Here is a 14,982-nt window from a genome sequence, read left to right on the forward strand (position 1 = left end):
AGGCAGATAATATTTGCTATGTATGGATATTACTGTCAGAAATTTGCGTCGGCGAGTCGCCCCGCGACCCGAAGCCTCTTATGAACTTATGACCTAATCCGCCCGATGACCGATACTGTGGACGACGTCGACTTTCCCTACGACGAGGAGGCGGCGTCACAGCAGGAGAAAATCGAGGCGTTGGAAGAACGCCTCGAGGTCCTCGAAGCGCAAAACGAGGAGATGCGTGACAAACTCCTCGACGCGAACGCCGAGAACAACAAGTACCAGCAGAAGTTGGAGCGACTGACTCACGAGAACAAGAAGCTCAAGCAGTCGCCGCTGTTCGTCGCCACCGTCCAGGAGATAAACGAGGACGGCGTCGTCATCAAACAGCACGGCAACAACCAAGAGGCCCTCACCGAAGTGACCGACGAGATGCGGGACGATTTAGAGCCCGACGCCCGCGTCGCCGTCAACAACTCGCTCTCCATCGTCAAGACGCTCGAGAAGGAGACCGACGTGCGAGCGCGCGTCATGCAGGTCGAACACAGCCCCGACGTCACCTACGAGGACATCGGCGGCCTCGAAGAGCAGATGAACGAGGTGCGCGAGACCGTCGAGATGCCGCTGGACCGCCCGGAGATGTTCTCCGAGGTCGGCATCGACCCGCCGTCCGGCGTACTGCTGTACGGCCCGCCGGGGACGGGCAAGACGATGCTCGCGAAGGCCGTCGCCAACCAGACCGACGCGACGTTCATCAAGATGGCCGGCTCCGAACTGGTCCACAAGTTCATCGGCGAGGGCGCGAAACTCGTCCGCGACCTCTTCGAGGTGGCCCGCGAGAACGAACCAGCGGTGCTGTTCATCGACGAGATCGACGCCATCGCCTCCAAGCGGACGGACTCGAAGACCTCCGGCGACGCCGAGGTCCAGCGGACGATGATGCAACTGCTCAGCGAGATGGACGGCTTCGCCGACCGCGGCGAAATTCGCATCATCGCGGCGACTAACCGCTTCGACATGCTCGACCCCGCCATCCTCCGGCCGGGTCGATTCGACCGCCTCATCGAAGTGCCCAAGCCGAACGACGAGGGGCGCGAACTCATCTTCCAGATTCACACGCGTAGCATGAACGTCTCCGACGACGTCGACTTCGGGGAACTCGCCGAACTGGCAGAGGACGCCTCCGGCGCCGACATCAAGGCCGTCTGCACCGAGGCGGGGATGTTCGCCATCCGCGACGAGCGCACCGAGATATTCATGCAGGACTTCGTCGACGCCTGGGAGAAGATTCAGGCCGAGGCCACCGACGTCGATGCCGACGTTTCGCGAGCGTTCGCCTAAAACCGCCGCTCTCTCGGCCGCCGCTCTCTTTTCACGACCGAACCGGAGTGAGTCTCGTCTTCCGGCCGCCCTGTAGTGTCCCTGCTCGCTTGGACAGCGACACGCGAGGAGCTCGCGACTGAGCGTCGGCTCTGCGGCGAGCGTCGTCTCTGCGGCGAGCGTCGTCTCTGCGGCGGGAACCGTCGGTCAGTTCGGCCTGTTACGGCGAGATGAAGATCCCGAACACGGCCAGCGGGACGAGAAACAAGGCGACGAACATCACCAGGAGAATCACACCGTAGCCCGCACCGACGCCTGCGGCGGTCAGCCAGGCGGGGTGGTCGAACCGGTCGAAATCGAGGCTCATACCTCGACTCGGGGCGGCGACGACATAAACGTGGCCGCTCGCGGCGGGCGGAGCGAATACAGCCACGTGTGCGCTCTCGTCCATGGCACGCCTTCACCGCCGAACCACAGTACTCAATTCCGCCCGCTCGCAGGGAAGCGTATGGGAGAGCCACTACCGTCGCGCGAGAGGCAGGCGTTGGAAGTCCTCGACCGCCTCTACGACGAGTATCCCGACACGACGATTTCGCTGAACTTCTCGAACCGCCTCGAACTGCTCATCGCCGTCATGCTGTCGGCGCAGTGTACCGACGAGCGGGTGAACAAAGTCACGGCCGACCTCTTCGAAACGTACCGGACGCCCGAGGAGTACGCGAACGCGCCGCAGGAGGAGATGGCCGAAGCGATCTCGTCTATCACCTACTACAACAACAAGGCGACGTACATCCGCTCGGCCACCGCCGACATCGTCGAGAAACACGGCGGCGAGGTACCCGACACGATGACTGAGCTGACCGACCTCGCGGGCGTCGGCCGGAAGACGGCGAACGTCGTGCTCCAGCACGGCCACGACGTGGTCGAAGGTATCGTCGTCGACACGCACGTCCAGCGCATCAGTCGCCGCCTCGGACTCACCGAGGAGGAGTCCCCCGAGCGAATCGAGGAGGACCTGATGCCCGTCGTCCCCGAAGCGGACTGGCAGCAGTACACTCACCTGCTCATCAGCCACGGCCGGGCGACCTGCACCGCGCGCAACCCGGACTGCTTGGACTGCGTGCTCGAAGACATCTGCCCCTCCTCGAAACTCGACCACGAGGTCGACCTCGCCAGCGGCGACGCGTGGTGACCTCGAACTGCTTCTGACTGTCTCCATGACGTGTCAGAAACCGTGACGGCCAACACCACTATCCGGCTGTCGACCGTACGGGGAGACATGGCCAAAGACGAACACGGCATCGACCTCGAGGAGGACACCGAACTGGACGTTCAGAGCGACGACGCCGACGACAAGGAGCAAGCCGAGGCGGAAGCCGAACAGCGGGAGGCCAAGGAGGCCGCCGAGGAGGCCGACCGCGAGGAGGACGTCGAACAGAAGTCGACCGACCGCGAGACCGACGCCCAGGAGCAGGAGAACATCGACAACCATCGCGACGAAGAACCGTACAACAGCTAATCCGGTCGGTCGGTATCGGGTCGTCAGCGAGTTTTCCGCCGTTTCCCGTCGTTTTCCGTCGGTCAGGTGTCGGTTACAGATACCGGTCACAGATACATCGTCACGTAGCGAATCACGCCGATGACGTACGCTCCGATCCAGAAGAGCACGTAGCCGAGGACGCCGAGTCGAAGTCGCCCGCGCCACGCGCCCATGTTTTCGTGGAGATCGTTCAGGTCGACCTCCTGGTCGGGGTTGTGATAGAGGTCGGCGTTGCGCTTGGCCTGAAAGATACGGACGATACCCGTCAGCGCGAAGATGAGCATCGCGTACGCCTGCAACCCGAGGATGGCGTGCAACGCCGACAGTCCGCCGAGTTGTTCGAGCAGGCGTGGACCCATCCAGAGGACGACCGGAATCGTGTTCAGCGCGAGGCCGGTGAAGATGAACTTCAGGTGGTAGACGAGCACGTCCCACGTCACCGTCTCGGTGTCGATCATGATCCACGCGCCGTAGAGATAGAACGGAAAACTGGCGGTCACCATCAGCGCGGCGAGCGTCGCGATGGCGGTCTCGCTTACCATCGGTTCGGCTAGGAGGGGTGTCGTCCTAAAGGGCCCGACTTCCGTCGGCGACGGCCGGCGATTCGAGTCGGCGACGACCGACTCACCTCGTCGTAACTGCGAGTCGAGCGAAGCGACGAGACGCCCGTGTCGGAAAGCGTATACGGTTGTGTCGACTACTGTGAGTGATGTCCGACCCGTCATCAGCGTCGGCCGACGGTCCCGACGACGAGCCGAGCGAACGGCTGACCGACGACGGGACCGACGCCGACGAGTTGGACGCCCTCCGCCGCGAGGTCGAGTCGAAGTACGACTTCGAGAACTTCGGCCCCAGAGAGATGGCGGAGATGTCGCTCGAAGAGTGGGAGGTCGCCTTCGACAGCGACTCGTGGATAACCGGCCCGGCGCTACTCGACAGAGTCGAGAAGGAGCTTCGCTCGCGCGTCGCCAGCCGCGAGGTGTTCGCGGTCGTCGAGCGCGTCCGCGAGGACGGCGAGGAGACGGTGGTCGCGTACTCCGACGAGGGGTTCGCCGTCGTCTACGCCGACGGGAGCGTCGAGGGCCGCGGCACGGTACTCAGAGACGTGAAACCGACCGTCGCGCTCTGCTCGATGGACGACTACGAGGTCGAAGAGCCGCCGCTGGACGCGTCGCTGCCGAGACCCGAGGACGTCCCCGAGGGGACGGGCCAACTCGGCAACAACATGTTGCAGGTCGTCGCCGGCGTCCAGATCATCGCCGCGCTCGCCCTGCTCGTGCTCTGGTCGCCGTTGACCTCGCTCATCCCGTTCACCTCGGGCGGAAACGTGAACTTCGCGCCCCCTGTCGTCGCGTTCTTCTTCCTGCTCGTGGGGCTGTTCCTGTTCACCACCGTCGCGAACGCGCGACTCTCCGACCGGTTCCGCGCCGAGGAGTACCGAAATCGGTTGCGAGCGCTCGACCCGGAAAAGGCCGAGCGACCCGACTTTCTCCCCGGCGGCGACGACTCATCGCAGCCTGACGTCGGCGGCGACGACGGGCGGAGCAAGCGACCCGACAACTCGCCCGAACGCGGATAGGGAGACCGCCTCGTATCGCGGTACGACGGCCAGTCGGAGGCTTTAAGCGCGTCCCTTCCTGACTCAACGTTGTATGAAAAGGCGGGACTTTCTGAGAGCGGCCGGTGGCTCGGCTGCCGCCGCAGCCGCCGCATCCGGCACCGCCGCCGCACAGGAAGGCGGGGAGGAGCCCGACTACGGGAGTTGGCTCTCCGGCGTCGACGGCGGGACCGAGGACATGCGCGGAGAGAGCGAAGTGACCGTCGAAGTCGGCGCAGACGGCAACGGCGGCGCATACGCGTTCGCCCCGGCCGGCGTCTGGGTCGACTCCGGGACGACCGTGACGTGGGAGTGGACCGGCGAGGGCGGTGGCCACAACGTCTCCGTCCAGGGCGGTCCCGGCGACTACACCTCCGAGACGCACTCTTCGTCCGGTGCGACGTTCGAGTACACCTTCGAGGAGAGCGGCATCAGCGAGTACCAGTGTGACCCGCACGCCAGCCTCGGGATGAAAGGCGCCGTCGCCGTCGGCGACGACGTTCCGACGGTCTCTGCGGGTGGCGGCGAGAAGGAACTCGAAGAGCTCGGCGTCCCGGTGCAGGCACACTGGGTCGGGTCGGCGACCATCCTCGGCATCATCGTCACCATCATCTACTCGTTCTACATCCTCAAGTACGGCGAGTCCGCGAACACCGGGAGGGGTCGCTAGATGTCCTCCTCCGGCAGTACGTACGGTGACATCCACCGGTACGAACCGGCCCGCGAGAGCACCGCCGCGGCCATCGCAATCGTCCTCCTGACGATCATCGAGGTGCTGTTCGTGTTCCTGTTCACGTACGGGCTGGTCTCCGGATGGGGGCTGACCGACGTGGGGAACATGTTCCTCGGCGGCGTGCTCACCGTGATCTTCATCGACCTGGCGTTCATCCTCGCACTCTACCGCAAGGAGTTCCTCCCGGACGTGATGATCGTGAAGAAGCGCCGTCGCAAGTGGGAGGACCTCTACGTCAGAGAGGACCAGGCCGACGGCGAGACCATCGGGACCGACGCGTGGGATACCCTCAAGCGCGCAGTCTACCCCTACTACAAGAGGTAACGAATGAGCTTAGAACGAAAAGACGACTACGACCACGACGCGTGGCTGAAGGAGAAGGACCTCTCGCCCGTCGAGACCACGTTCCTCACCGCGCTCATCTGGATGGACAAGCGACTCCGCATCGTGGACTATCTGGAGATTCTGGAGACGCTCTACTACCGAGTCAACCTCCAGATGCCGAAGAGCCACACCGAACAGTACAACCTCGACAACAAGTTCTGGTACTGGTACCCGCTGTACACGCTGGGCTTGTTCTCGACGCTCGCGTACGTCGTCGCCGCGGTGAGCGGAGCCTTACTCGGCTTCTACTACTCGCCCGCGACGAGCGGCGACCCGACGACGGCGTACACCCAGATCGAGTTCATCATGACCGAACTCCAGTTCGGGTTCTTCCTCCGTAGCCTCCACCGGTGGTCCGCGCAGGTGATGGTCGCGGCGGTGTTCCTGCACATGCTGCGGGTGTACTTCACCGGCGCGTACAAGGAACCGCGCGAACTCAACTGGATACTCGGCATCATCCTCATCAGCCTGACGATGGTGTTCGGGTACACCGGCTACCTGCTCCCGTGGGACCAGCTCGCCTACTGGGCGGGTCAGATCGGCGTCGAGATGGCGCTCTCCGTGCCGCTGGTCGGCGAGTGGGCCGCCCAACTGCTGTTCGGTGGCTTCACGCTGAGCCAGGCGACGCTGCAGCGCATGTACATCATCCACGTCTTCCTGCTCCCGTTCGTGGTGACGACGCTCATCGCCATCCACATCGGCATCGTCTGGGTACAGGGCATCGCAGAACCGCACTAATCGAGCAAGGACAATGACAGACAACAACGACAACACGACCGCGGAAACCGACGGCGGCACCGGCATCGTCGCCCCCGACGACGAGACGCCGACGTGGAGCGAGCGCAAGGCCCGCAAAACCGGCCTCTCGCGGCTCACGTACGAGTACTTCGAGCGCTCCCGTCGCGAAGACCAGGACCTCCGGGCCGAGTCCGACTACGTCGAGCGCGACGTGCTCGGCTTCCCGACCTGGCCCCACGAGACGGTTCGAAACCTCTCTATCGCGAGTTTCTTCGTCGGGATGATCTTCTTCCTCTCGGCGACGATGCCGCCGCACATCGGCGCGCCAGCGAACCCGAGTTCCACCCCGGAGATCATCCTGCCCGACTGGTATCTGTACTGGTCGTTCGGGCTGCTAAAACTCAGTCCGCTGAACCCCGAACTGTCAATCCTCGGCGGAGAGAAGCTGATGGCCGACCGGACGTACGGGGTGCTGGCGAACGTCGTCGTCGTCGGCTTCATCGCCATCGTCCCGTTCCTCAACAAGGGGAGCGCCCGACGGCCCGTCGAACAGCCGTTCTGGGCCGCGGTCGGCGTCGGTGGCGTCGTCTTCGCGCTCACTATCAGTATCCTCGCCGTGCAGAATCTGGTGCCGATGAACATCGACCTGCTGTTCGACTTGACGTTCCTCCTGCCCATCGTCCTGGGTATCGTCACCTACGCGGTGCTCAAGACGATGCGCGAGGGGTACATGTACGACCTCAACCGTCGGTACTACCGACTTCGACCGCCGCGGTAGCGGACTCCCGCTATACACACTTCTATGAGCACGGATTCGTCCAGTGATACGGCCGACGACGGGACGAACTCGGAACCCGCTCGGGAGTCGCGCCGAGAGTCGCCCTCGGGGCGTCGAGACGTCGTCGTCCCGATGCGGTTGTACAAGACGATAACGGTGTTCTCGACGCTCATCGCCGTCGTCTGCGTCGTGCTCGGGTTCGTCCTGCTCGACGCCGCGACCATCCAGTTCAGCTTCCTCCGGCAGGGTATCACCGCCGCGCTGACCGCCGTCGGCGTTCCCGTCGACCAGGGAGCCCTCGGTGCCGTACTCGCGCTCGCCGGTATCGCCGTCATCGGCGTCGGCGCGGGAGTGTACGTTCTCGGGACGCGCTTTCGCGCCCGCGGAATGGGAAACTCTCAAGAGGACTCCGACGAACTCTCGGATAATGGCTGACGAGTTCATCAAAGGGTTGACCATCATGACCGCCGCGGGTCTCGGCTGGATGGTTCTGGCGGGGTGGTACCGCACGAGCAGCTTCGAGAGCGCCGCGCAGTTGGTCGAACCGGTGTCCATCGAGGCACCGGACCTCCTGAACGGCCTCGCCATCGTCCTGATGGACGTCCTGCTCTGGTTCGCGATTCTCGGCGCGTTCACCTTCTGGGTGCTCATCCCGGTGGGCCGCGAACTGCGCACCACGTACAGCGAGCGCCGCTCGCAGTAACGACGCAAGGAGACTCCCCCTTACCTCGCGCCCGACGAAACACCGCGACAACACCGACCTCTTTCTCCCACGGAGACTTCTTCCGGAGTCGGCGAGCGACGGCCGCGTGCGACCGGTAGGCTGTGATTCGACGGCGTCCGACGGCGACACAAAGCAGTATAACGACATCGCGGACGTTCGACGGTACTACCTCCGACGTGTCGTTGGCCGGTTGTGACGATAGCGAGGTGTGAAACGCTGTGCGTTGTTCGGCGCTCGTCCTCCACGGACGGATATCGATACTCGTCGGCGCGTGCGACCGTATTCGGCGGGTTTCACGGGTGAGCCGAGGTTCCACGGACAGTCGAAGAACTAGACGCGAACGCGGAATCACACGCGACCTCGGCGTGCGCCCGGATCACGTTCGGCGAGACGTCGACGCGGTGGGGACAAGCCCATACTGGGGACTGCAGCCGGCCGGGCTCAGATGATCTGGGTCCAGACGTCGGCGATGAGGAAGAAGAGGCTCTGGAACGCCGCATACAGGAGCACGAGCACCGACGCCGCGAGACCGCCCTTCGGACGCTCGACGGTCATCTTGTTGCGGGCTTCGACCTGGCGGGCCTCGAACTCGAAGAAGTCGGCGACGAACATGCCGAGGACGAGCACCGACATCACCATGCCGCCGTGCGGCGCGACGACGAGGTAGAGCAGCGACGCGACGACGAGCGCGCCGCTCGTCAGCGTGTGCGGCGTGTATCGAGTGAGTTCCGGGTCGTCGTCGCGGGCTTGGCGGACGTGCGCGCGGTGACCGAGAAAGCGCGTCGCCATGTTCGCCAGCACGAGCACCAGGATGACGGCCGGTAGCGCCGGGGCGATAGCCTCGAGCGCGTCGAGGGGTACGATGAACTGCAGCAGTTGCATACCCGAACATCGGAAGGAGACTCATTAGAGTTTTTCCAATCCCGCGCGTCGTCCGGTCGACTCGGAGCGGAGCGTCGCCGCAGCGAGAGACCGGAGTTCTCGTCACGCCCGCGGCGGGCGCAGCAGCGTCACGCTGGCGTCGCACTCGACAGTCACGGGGGCGTGTGGGCCGACGGCAGTCGTCCGCGCGCCGTCGACGACGAGCGAGACGGGGCCCTCGTCGCGTTCGACCGACAGCGAGACCGAGCCGTCGACCACCCACGTGTCCCAGCGCGTCGAGAACGGCGAGACGGGGACGACGGCGACGCCCGCGCCGGGGGTGACGACCGGTCCGCCCGCCGCTCGCGCGTAGCCAGAACTGCCAAGCGGCGTCGCGACGACGACGCCGTCGGCCCGGAACGCGTCGAGAGGGTCGTCGCCGACGCCGACGGCGTACTCGGAGATGCGCGCCGGTTCGCTCGTCACCAGCATCGCGTCGAAGACGGCGTCGGCGACGTGGTCTCCGTCGACGTCGACCGAGAGCAGCGGATGTTCGACGGTTCGCAGTCGGTCGCTCCCGCGAAGCGCGGCGAACGCAGCGTCGGCACCCGAGGGTGGAACCGCGTGCGGTCCGCCGACGCCGACGGGGAGAATCGGGCGCCCCGAGCGTCCGCGAACGGCGTCGACGAACGCGCGCTCGCCGACGGCGACGACGAACGCCGCCTCCGCCGCGTCGGCGAGCGAGAAGCCGTTAGTGTGAAGCGCTCGCTCGACCCGGCCGTCGTCGTCACCGCGGAGCGAAACTGCCGTCGCCGTGTCCTCGCGCGCTTCACTCATTGTTCGTGTGTTGCTCGCCAGCGGCTAAAAGTCTGCGCGGTTCGGTAGCGGCGGGCGTTCCGTCCGTCTGCCTCGTCGCCCCCAGTTCGACGCCGACCGCTCAGTACGGCCAGTCGCCGGTTATCTTCATCCCCGGGGCGTGACCCTCGGCTTCGAGTCGGGCGGCGATATCCTCGGGCGATTTGTGCGCGATTTCGGTGTCGGCGTCGGCGAGGTCAACGACGAGCTCCGCGAGCAACACCGCCTGTTCACGGAACGTCCGCAGTTCGAGTTTGTCGAGCGTGTCGGCGTAGGTGTGGCCCCAACCGCGGCCGCGGCCTTGCGTCTCGCTACCGACCATGTAGCCGGGGACCCCCCACTGGACGAACGGCCAGTGGTCGGAGTGCGGCAGTTGCTCGGGGACGACACTCACCGAGTGGCCGAAGCGCTCGCCGACGCCCTCGGCGGCCGCTTCGAGTTCGTCGAAGTCGTGTGTGTAGAAACTGAGCGTCCGCCCGTTGGCGACGCCGTCGAAGTTCACGATGGCCCGTATCGACTCGAAGTCGGCGCGTTCCGCCTCGTGGGCGGAGCCGACGAGTCCGACTTCCTCCGCACCGAAGGGGACGAACCGGATTCGCGTATCGAGTTCGTCCTCCCGGCCGGCGAGGATGCGCGCGAGTTCGACCACCATCGCGGTGCCCGTCCCGTTGTCGGCGGCCCCTTCGGCGATATCGTGGGCGTCAAGGTGGCTGGTGACGAGAACCTCCTCGTCCGTGTCGGGACCGACGACGGCGTGGACGTTGCCGCTCGTCGCCTTCGGTGTTTGGCAGTCGACGCTGACCGAGACGGTCTCACCCTCGAACCGGCGGGTGAGGCGCGCGCCGACCTCGGCGCTCACGCCGACGGCAGGAATATCGCCGATTGGCGAGTCGGGCGTGCCGACGCTGCCGGTCGGGGGGAGACACCCCTCGACGTGGTTCTTGAAGACGAACGCGGCCGCGCCCGCCTCGACGGCGTAGTAGTACTTCTCGCGGCGGTGGATGAAGCGGTCGTAGTGATCCGGCACCGTCGAGGAGACCATCACGACTTTGTCGTCGAGGTCGGTCTCGAAATCCTCGGGGAGGCCGGAGCCGAGGTCGACGAGTTCGCCCGTCGCGCCCTCGGATGGACTGCGGGGCAGCGCGATACAGTCCTGCGTGGTGTCGCCCGCCTCGATGGCGCTGTCGCTGCGCACCCAGCCCTGAATCTCGAACTCGTCGATGCGGGCGTCGCGCGCGCCGATATCGCTCAGCGCGTCGCGAGTGCGTTTCATCGCCTCGCGCTCGCCCGGACTGCCGGCCATCCGGTTGCCGATGTCGACGAGGGTTTCGAGGTGGTTCCATCCGACGTCGCTCGTGAACGTCTCGCCAATCCAGCGATTGTCTGCCATGCTCTCGCGTGGCCCGGTGGTGCGGTAACAGTTGGGGTCCCCGTAGTGGCTCTCCGGTTCGTCGTGTCCGTCGTCTCCGTCGATTTGTCGCTCAACCGGACCTATCACGGGGTGCAAAACCGGAAGCAGGCCCGGGATTCGGCAGGTCTTTACCCGAACATCATCTACGTTCGTGTATGACTGCCGTACGAGTCGCCGGAGTCGGACTCACGCACTTCGGCCGCCACCCCGACCGAACCGGCCGGGACCTGTTCGCGGAGGCCGCACTCGCCGCGAGAGAGGACTCGGGCGTCCCCCGCGAGGACGTCGAAGCGCTCCACTACGGGAACTTCATGGGCGCGCTCGCGGAACGCCAGGCTCACCAGGGACCGCTCGTCGCCGAGGCTGCCGGCCTCTCCTGTCCGGCGACGCGGTACGAGCAGGCGTGTGCCTCCGCGGGCGTCGCCGCACGGCAGGGCCTCAAGAGCATCCGAAACGGCGAGAACGACGTGGTGCTCGTCGGCGGAATGGAGCGGATGACGAACCTGGAGACGGCGGGGGTGACGGAGTCGCTCGCCATCGCCGCCGACGAACTGTACGAGGTCCGCGCGGGCATCACCTTCCCCGGCGCGTACGCGCTGATGGCGCAGGCGTACTTCTCGCAGTACGGCGGCAGTCGCGAGGACCTCGCGCACATCGCCGCCAAGAACCACCACAACGCCGTGAACAACGAGTACGCGCAGTACCAACGCGAGGTAACCGTCGAGGACGCGCTCGACAGTCCGCCGGTCGCCGAACCGCTGCACCTGTTCGACGCCTGTCCCATCACCGACGGCGCGAGCGCGCTCGTCCTCGTCAGCGAGGAGTACGCCGAGGAACACGACGTCGACGCGCCCGTCGCCATCACCGGCAGCGGACAGGGCGGCGACAAGATGGCGCTGCAGGACCGCGCGCACCTCGCGCAGACCCCGGCGGCGACGAAGGCCGCCGACGAGGCGTACGCCGACGCGGGCCGTAGCCCCGAGGATATCGAGGTGGCGGAGGTCCACGACTGCTTCACCATCGCCGAGGTGCTCGCGCTCGAATCCGTCGGCTTCTACGAACCCGGAGCGGCCATCGGCGCTGCCCGTCGCGGCGAGACCACTCGCGACGGCGATCGACCCGTCAACCTCTCGGGTGGATTGAAGGCGAAAGGCCACCCCGTCGGCGCGACGGGCGGCAGCCAACTCGTCGAGATGACGCGACTGCTCCGCGGCGACCACCCGAACAGCGACGCCGTCGCCGACGCCGAAATCGGCCTGACGCACAACGCGGGCGGAACCGTCGCCAGCGCCGTCGTCCACGTGCTGGAGGTGGTGAACTGATGGCGGACTCCGGCTACGACGAGTGGATCGACGCCATCGACGCGGGCGAGGGCACCTACCTCGAATGCCCGGAGGGTCACGGCTCGTTGCCGCCGCGGCGCACCTGTCCGCACTGCGGCGCACTGGAGTTGACCGAAAAACCGCTGCCCGAGTCAGGGACGATAGAAACGTTCAGCGTCGTCCACGTCGCCTCCCCGTCGTTCGCCGACGACACGCCCTACGCGACGGCCGTCGTCGACTTCGGTCCGGTGCGTCTCACCGGCGTGGTTCGGGGCGTCGAGTTCGACGACCTCGACGTCGGCACGTCAGTCGGTGTCGGTATCGAGGAGAGCGAGACGACCGGCCAACCAGTCGTCGTCTTCCGGCCGCGGTAGTCGGCAGCGGTCGACCGTTCGAGAGTTTTCGAGGGCTCGGGTTCGACACACGTGTACTCCGACACTACGACACGGCACCGACCGCAGTCGTGCGTCGCTCGGCCCGTCGACGCCGATACCCCGAGGTGAGCGCGAGCAGGACTGCGCCGAGGCCGACGAGTCCGACCGCGAGATTCACCACCCAGCCGAGGAACGGAATCTGCACCGCGAGTGCGACGACGACGACGCCGACGAGGAGCGCCGCCCACTCGCCTTCCCTGTCGGTGTAGGCCAGAAGCACGGCACCGACGGCGAATCGGCCGTACACCCCGCCGACCCAGACGAGCAGGCCGAACAGCACCGACCCGACGAGCGCCAGCGGGATGCCGACGAGCGTCAGGACGAGCAACAGCAGCGCCAGCGGCACGACGACCAGAGAGAGGACGCCCACACCGGCGGACAGACCGGGGTTCCGCGCGGATTCGAGCACCACGCGCTGGGAGAACGAGGGGAAGACGAAGAGCAGGACGGCACCCAACAGTAGATTCATGAGCAGGCCGTAGACGACCGAGACCCACCCGGGAACGAGCGGTCCGTCGGTCCCCGCTGGCGCGGCGGTCGCGAGGTCGTCGTCGCGTTCGACCGTGCCACCGACGACCGCACCGTCGGCTCGGTCGAGCGACCCGTCGTAGGTGAGGTCACCTTCGATGACGGCCGTCGAACCGAGAGTGATCTCGTCCGCACCGATTTCGGCGTCGCCCTGTACGGTGCCGTCGACGGTCGCCGTTCGCGCTCCCGCGCTCAGGTCGCCGCCGACCGTCGCTCCCTCAGCGACGATGAGACTCCCAGTTCCGACAGCGACGTCGCCGCCGACGGTCGACCCCTCGGCGAGCGTGAGACTACCGGCGCCACCGGCGACGTCACCGTCGACGACGCCGGCGATTCGGACGCTCCCCGCCGCGCCGGCGACGTCGCCGCCGACGCGACCGGTGTCGGCGACGTACACGTCTCCGGCGAGTGCGGATACGGTTCCGTTCACCGTCCCGCGCACGACGACCGACCCGCCGAACGCGCTGAGTTCGTCGACTGTCTCGTTCTCGGCGACGACGACCGTCTCGCCGGAGCGGGTGACCGCCGTGGCGACACCGGGGACGGCCGCCAGCGCGACAACTGCCACGAGAATGACCGCCACCACCGACCGAGCGTCTCGTCTCATCGAGGGAGATAATGAACGGTATCCTACAAGTAACTGCGGTCAGTTGCCGCCTATGTGGACAGTAGAGCGTCTGTGAGCGTCACGAGAGGTGTTTCGAACGTTTCCATCACGTCTCCATCACATCTGCATCGTTCTCGTACCGCTGTCGAACGGAGCAAAACAGCAGGGTGGCCGAACTGACTCGACCGGACGCACGTCCGGGGACGGTTACGCCGTCTCGGCGAGTTCCTCGCGAACCGTCCGGAGGAACGATTCGGGGTGTTCGACGTGCGGCAACAGCATCGCGTCGTCGAAGACGACGAGTCGGGCGTCGGCCTCGTCGGCGAGCGTCCGGCCGTCCGAAAGCGGCGTCACGTCGGCCTCGCGGCCCCAGACGAGCGTCACGGGCACGTCGAGGTCCGCGAGCGTCTCGCCGAGGTCGATATCCGAGTTGAGATAGCCACTAACGAACGAGGCGGGCGCGAAGCGGGCGTTCTTCTGGTGAGTCGTGCGCCACTGGTAGTCGACCCACTCGTCGGAGAGGTTCGAGGTGTCGTAGTAGCCGTGGTCGGCGCTGAAGTGGCGCAGCGAGCGACGCGAGGTGATGAGGTTGTACGCCGCAGTACCTACGAGCGGCGCGCGGAACAGTTCCCGAAGCGCCTGCTTCGGTTGCGGCCCGGCCTTCGTCGTCGGACAGACGAGAATCAACTGCGACACGTCGGCGTCGCGGACCGCGGCGGCAACGTACGACGCGGTGAGCGACGACGCCAGCACCGCCGGTTCGTCGAACTCGCCGAGGAAGTCGGTGACGAAGTCCTCGTACAGCGCCGCGGAGTAGCGAAGCGGCGGCCGGTCGGAGCGGCCGAACCCCGGCAGGTCGGGCGCGACGACGTGGTACTCCGAGGCGAGCTCGGTGAAGATCTCGCGGAACTCGCCGCCGGAGCCGGCGGCGTTGATGCCGTGCAGGAGCACGAGGTCCTGGTCGTCGGGGTCGCCCGCCTCGGTGTAGGCGACGTTCATCCCGCGCCAGCGGTACGTGCGCTGTTCGCCGATGAGCGCCGGTTCGAGTTCGCCAGCACCCTGCGTGAGCATCCGGTTCGCGGCCGCGACTGCGCCGATACCGAGCGCGGCACCGCCGATAGCTCGTCGGAGTTTCATACGAAAGCGACGAGGGCGAGAGACTTGA

19 protein-coding genes are annotated in these 14,982 nt (G+C 66.1%); 12 read left to right on the plus strand and 7 right to left on the minus strand.

Features of this window, described 5'->3' with window-relative positions:
• Nucleotides 1-105 precede the first annotated feature (105 nt).
• A complete protein-coding gene (gene pan1 / locus LAQ74_RS09995) occupies nt 106-1,326 on the plus strand; it encodes a proteasome-activating nucleotidase Pan1 (protein ID WP_224332407.1) in 1,221 nt (406 codons plus the stop codon).
• Nucleotides 1,327-1,525: 199 nt separating this feature from the next.
• On the opposite strand, the gene LAQ74_RS10000 is transcribed toward pan1, so the two are convergent.
• The gene (locus LAQ74_RS10000; RefSeq protein ID WP_224332408.1) at nt 1,526-1,672 is read right to left on the minus strand and encodes a hypothetical protein; all 147 of its coding nucleotides are present in this window, start codon (nt 1,670-1,672) and stop codon (nt 1,526-1,528) included.
• A gap of 141 nt (nt 1,673-1,813) precedes the next feature.
• On the opposite strand from LAQ74_RS10000, the gene nth reads away from it, so the two are divergent.
• A complete protein-coding gene (nth, locus tag LAQ74_RS10005; protein ID WP_224332409.1) occupies nt 1,814-2,497 on the plus strand; it encodes an endonuclease III in 684 nt (227 codons plus the stop codon).
• An 87-nt stretch (nt 2,498-2,584) separates the two neighbouring features.
• Nucleotides 2,585-2,824: a hypothetical protein gene (locus LAQ74_RS10010; protein ID WP_224332410.1), complete on the plus strand. Its 240-nt coding sequence runs from the start codon at nt 2,585-2,587 to the stop codon at nt 2,822-2,824.
• Between the two features lie 86 nt (nt 2,825-2,910).
• Here the strand turns inward: LAQ74_RS10010 and LAQ74_RS10015 are convergent, their stop codons facing one another.
• Entirely contained in the window at nt 2,911-3,387 is a 477-nt protein-coding gene (locus tag LAQ74_RS10015) for a DUF7321 family protein (protein WP_224332411.1), read from the minus strand.
• Nucleotides 3,388-3,554: 167 nt separating this feature from the next.
• Here LAQ74_RS10015 and LAQ74_RS10020 point away from each other — a divergent pair, with 167 nt between their 5' ends.
• From LAQ74_RS10020 to LAQ74_RS10050, 7 genes are all read left to right on the plus strand, one after another.
• Entirely contained in the window at nt 3,555-4,424 is an 870-nt protein-coding gene (locus LAQ74_RS10020; RefSeq protein ID WP_224332412.1) for a DUF7319 domain-containing protein, read from the plus strand.
• A gap of 73 nt (nt 4,425-4,497) precedes the next feature.
• A complete protein-coding gene (locus tag LAQ74_RS10025) occupies nt 4,498-5,112 on the plus strand; it encodes a halocyanin domain-containing protein (RefSeq protein ID WP_224332413.1) in 615 nt (204 codons plus the stop codon).
• Entirely contained in the window at nt 5,113-5,499 is a 387-nt protein-coding gene (locus LAQ74_RS10030) for a DUF7318 family protein (protein ID WP_224332414.1), read from the plus strand.
• A 3-nt stretch (nt 5,500-5,502) separates the two neighbouring features.
• On the plus strand, nt 5,503-6,297 hold the full coding sequence (locus LAQ74_RS10035) for a cytochrome b (protein WP_224332415.1): 795 nt from the start codon (nt 5,503-5,505) through the stop codon (nt 6,295-6,297).
• A gap of 13 nt (nt 6,298-6,310) precedes the next feature.
• Nucleotides 6,311-7,075 (plus strand): cytochrome b family protein, encoded by a 765-nt coding sequence (locus LAQ74_RS10040; RefSeq protein ID WP_224332416.1) that lies wholly within the window; start codon nt 6,311-6,313, stop codon nt 7,073-7,075.
• A gap of 24 nt (nt 7,076-7,099) precedes the next feature.
• On the plus strand, nt 7,100-7,510 hold the full coding sequence (locus LAQ74_RS10045) for a DUF7315 family membrane protein (RefSeq protein ID WP_425498481.1): 411 nt from the start codon (nt 7,100-7,102) through the stop codon (nt 7,508-7,510).
• Nucleotides 7,503-7,778: a DUF7314 family protein gene (locus LAQ74_RS10050; RefSeq protein WP_224332417.1), complete on the plus strand. Its 276-nt coding sequence runs from the start codon at nt 7,503-7,505 to the stop codon at nt 7,776-7,778. Before LAQ74_RS10045 ends, LAQ74_RS10050 begins: the two co-directional genes overlap by 8 nt.
• Before the next feature lie 462 nt (nt 7,779-8,240).
• Here LAQ74_RS10050 and LAQ74_RS10055 read toward each other — a convergent pair whose 3' ends face one another.
• From LAQ74_RS10055 to LAQ74_RS10065, 3 genes are all read right to left on the minus strand, one after another.
• Nucleotides 8,241-8,681 (minus strand): DUF7313 family protein, encoded by a 441-nt coding sequence (locus LAQ74_RS10055; RefSeq protein ID WP_224332418.1) that lies wholly within the window; start codon nt 8,679-8,681, stop codon nt 8,241-8,243.
• Between the two features lie 102 nt (nt 8,682-8,783).
• Nucleotides 8,784-9,497: an NAD(+)/NADH kinase gene (locus tag LAQ74_RS10060; RefSeq protein WP_224332419.1), complete on the minus strand. Its 714-nt coding sequence runs from the start codon at nt 9,495-9,497 to the stop codon at nt 8,784-8,786.
• A 100-nt stretch (nt 9,498-9,597) separates the two neighbouring features.
• A complete protein-coding gene (locus LAQ74_RS10065; RefSeq protein ID WP_224332420.1) occupies nt 9,598-10,905 on the minus strand; it encodes a M28 family peptidase in 1,308 nt (435 codons plus the stop codon).
• A 176-nt stretch (nt 10,906-11,081) separates the two neighbouring features.
• Between LAQ74_RS10065 and LAQ74_RS10070 the strand changes: the two genes are divergently transcribed.
• Both LAQ74_RS10070 and LAQ74_RS10075 read left to right on the plus strand, forming a co-directional pair.
• Nucleotides 11,082-12,248 (plus strand): thiolase domain-containing protein, encoded by a 1,167-nt coding sequence (locus tag LAQ74_RS10070; RefSeq protein ID WP_224332421.1) that lies wholly within the window; start codon nt 11,082-11,084, stop codon nt 12,246-12,248.
• Nucleotides 12,248-12,622: a Zn-ribbon domain-containing OB-fold protein gene (locus tag LAQ74_RS10075; protein WP_224332422.1), complete on the plus strand. Its 375-nt coding sequence runs from the start codon at nt 12,248-12,250 to the stop codon at nt 12,620-12,622. The genes LAQ74_RS10070 and LAQ74_RS10075 overlap by 1 nt, the downstream gene beginning before the upstream one ends.
• A gap of 64 nt (nt 12,623-12,686) precedes the next feature.
• On the opposite strand, the gene LAQ74_RS10080 is transcribed toward LAQ74_RS10075, so the two are convergent.
• Nucleotides 12,687-13,817, minus strand: a complete 1,131-nt coding sequence (locus LAQ74_RS10080; RefSeq protein WP_224332423.1) for a bactofilin family protein — start codon at nt 13,815-13,817, stop codon at nt 12,687-12,689.
• A 207-nt stretch (nt 13,818-14,024) separates the two neighbouring features.
• Nucleotides 14,025-14,954 (minus strand): alpha/beta fold hydrolase, encoded by a 930-nt coding sequence (locus tag LAQ74_RS10085; RefSeq protein WP_224332424.1) that lies wholly within the window; start codon nt 14,952-14,954, stop codon nt 14,025-14,027.
• Nucleotides 14,955-14,982 lie beyond the last annotated feature (28 nt).

The organism is Haloprofundus halobius (genome assembly GCF_020097835.1).
Lineage (GTDB): Archaea > Halobacteriota > Halobacteria > Halobacteriales > Haloferacaceae > Haloprofundus > Haloprofundus halobius.

Bases quoted from the DNA above. Each gene is read 5' to 3' on its own strand.
- LAQ74_RS10045 (WP_425498481.1), top strand. From the start codon at position 7,100: ATGAGCACGGATTCGTCCAGTGATACGGCCGACGACGGGACGAACTCG.
- LAQ74_RS10070 (WP_224332421.1), top strand. From the start codon at position 11,082: ATGACTGCCGTACGAGTCGCCGGAGTCGGACTCACGCACTTCGGCCGC.
- pan1 (WP_224332407.1), top strand. From the start codon at position 106: ATGACCGATACTGTGGACGACGTCGACTTTCCCTACGACGAGGAGGCG.
- LAQ74_RS10060 (WP_224332419.1), bottom strand. From the start codon at position 9,497: ATGAGTGAAGCGCGCGAGGACACGGCGACGGCAGTTTCGCTCCGCGGT.
- LAQ74_RS10075 (WP_224332422.1), top strand. From the start codon at position 12,248: ATGGCGGACTCCGGCTACGACGAGTGGATCGACGCCATCGACGCGGGC.
- LAQ74_RS10080 (WP_224332423.1), bottom strand. From the start codon at position 13,817: ATGAGACGAGACGCTCGGTCGGTGGTGGCGGTCATTCTCGTGGCAGTT.
- LAQ74_RS10035 (WP_224332415.1), top strand. From the start codon at position 5,503: ATGAGCTTAGAACGAAAAGACGACTACGACCACGACGCGTGGCTGAAG.
- LAQ74_RS10030 (WP_224332414.1), top strand. From the start codon at position 5,113: ATGTCCTCCTCCGGCAGTACGTACGGTGACATCCACCGGTACGAACCG.
- LAQ74_RS10055 (WP_224332418.1), bottom strand. From the start codon at position 8,681: ATGCAACTGCTGCAGTTCATCGTACCCCTCGACGCGCTCGAGGCTATC.
- LAQ74_RS10085 (WP_224332424.1), bottom strand. From the start codon at position 14,954: ATGAAACTCCGACGAGCTATCGGCGGTGCCGCGCTCGGTATCGGCGCA.
- LAQ74_RS10015 (WP_224332411.1), bottom strand. From the start codon at position 3,387: ATGGTAAGCGAGACCGCCATCGCGACGCTCGCCGCGCTGATGGTGACC.
- LAQ74_RS10040 (WP_224332416.1), top strand. From the start codon at position 6,311: ATGACAGACAACAACGACAACACGACCGCGGAAACCGACGGCGGCACC.
- LAQ74_RS10020 (WP_224332412.1), top strand. From the start codon at position 3,555: ATGTCCGACCCGTCATCAGCGTCGGCCGACGGTCCCGACGACGAGCCG.
- LAQ74_RS10025 (WP_224332413.1), top strand. From the start codon at position 4,498: ATGAAAAGGCGGGACTTTCTGAGAGCGGCCGGTGGCTCGGCTGCCGCC.
- LAQ74_RS10065 (WP_224332420.1), bottom strand. From the start codon at position 10,905: ATGGCAGACAATCGCTGGATTGGCGAGACGTTCACGAGCGACGTCGGA.
- LAQ74_RS10010 (WP_224332410.1), top strand. From the start codon at position 2,585: ATGGCCAAAGACGAACACGGCATCGACCTCGAGGAGGACACCGAACTG.
- LAQ74_RS10050 (WP_224332417.1), top strand. From the start codon at position 7,503: ATGGCTGACGAGTTCATCAAAGGGTTGACCATCATGACCGCCGCGGGT.
- LAQ74_RS10000 (WP_224332408.1), bottom strand. From the start codon at position 1,672: ATGAGCCTCGATTTCGACCGGTTCGACCACCCCGCCTGGCTGACCGCC.
- nth (WP_224332409.1), top strand. From the start codon at position 1,814: ATGGGAGAGCCACTACCGTCGCGCGAGAGGCAGGCGTTGGAAGTCCTC.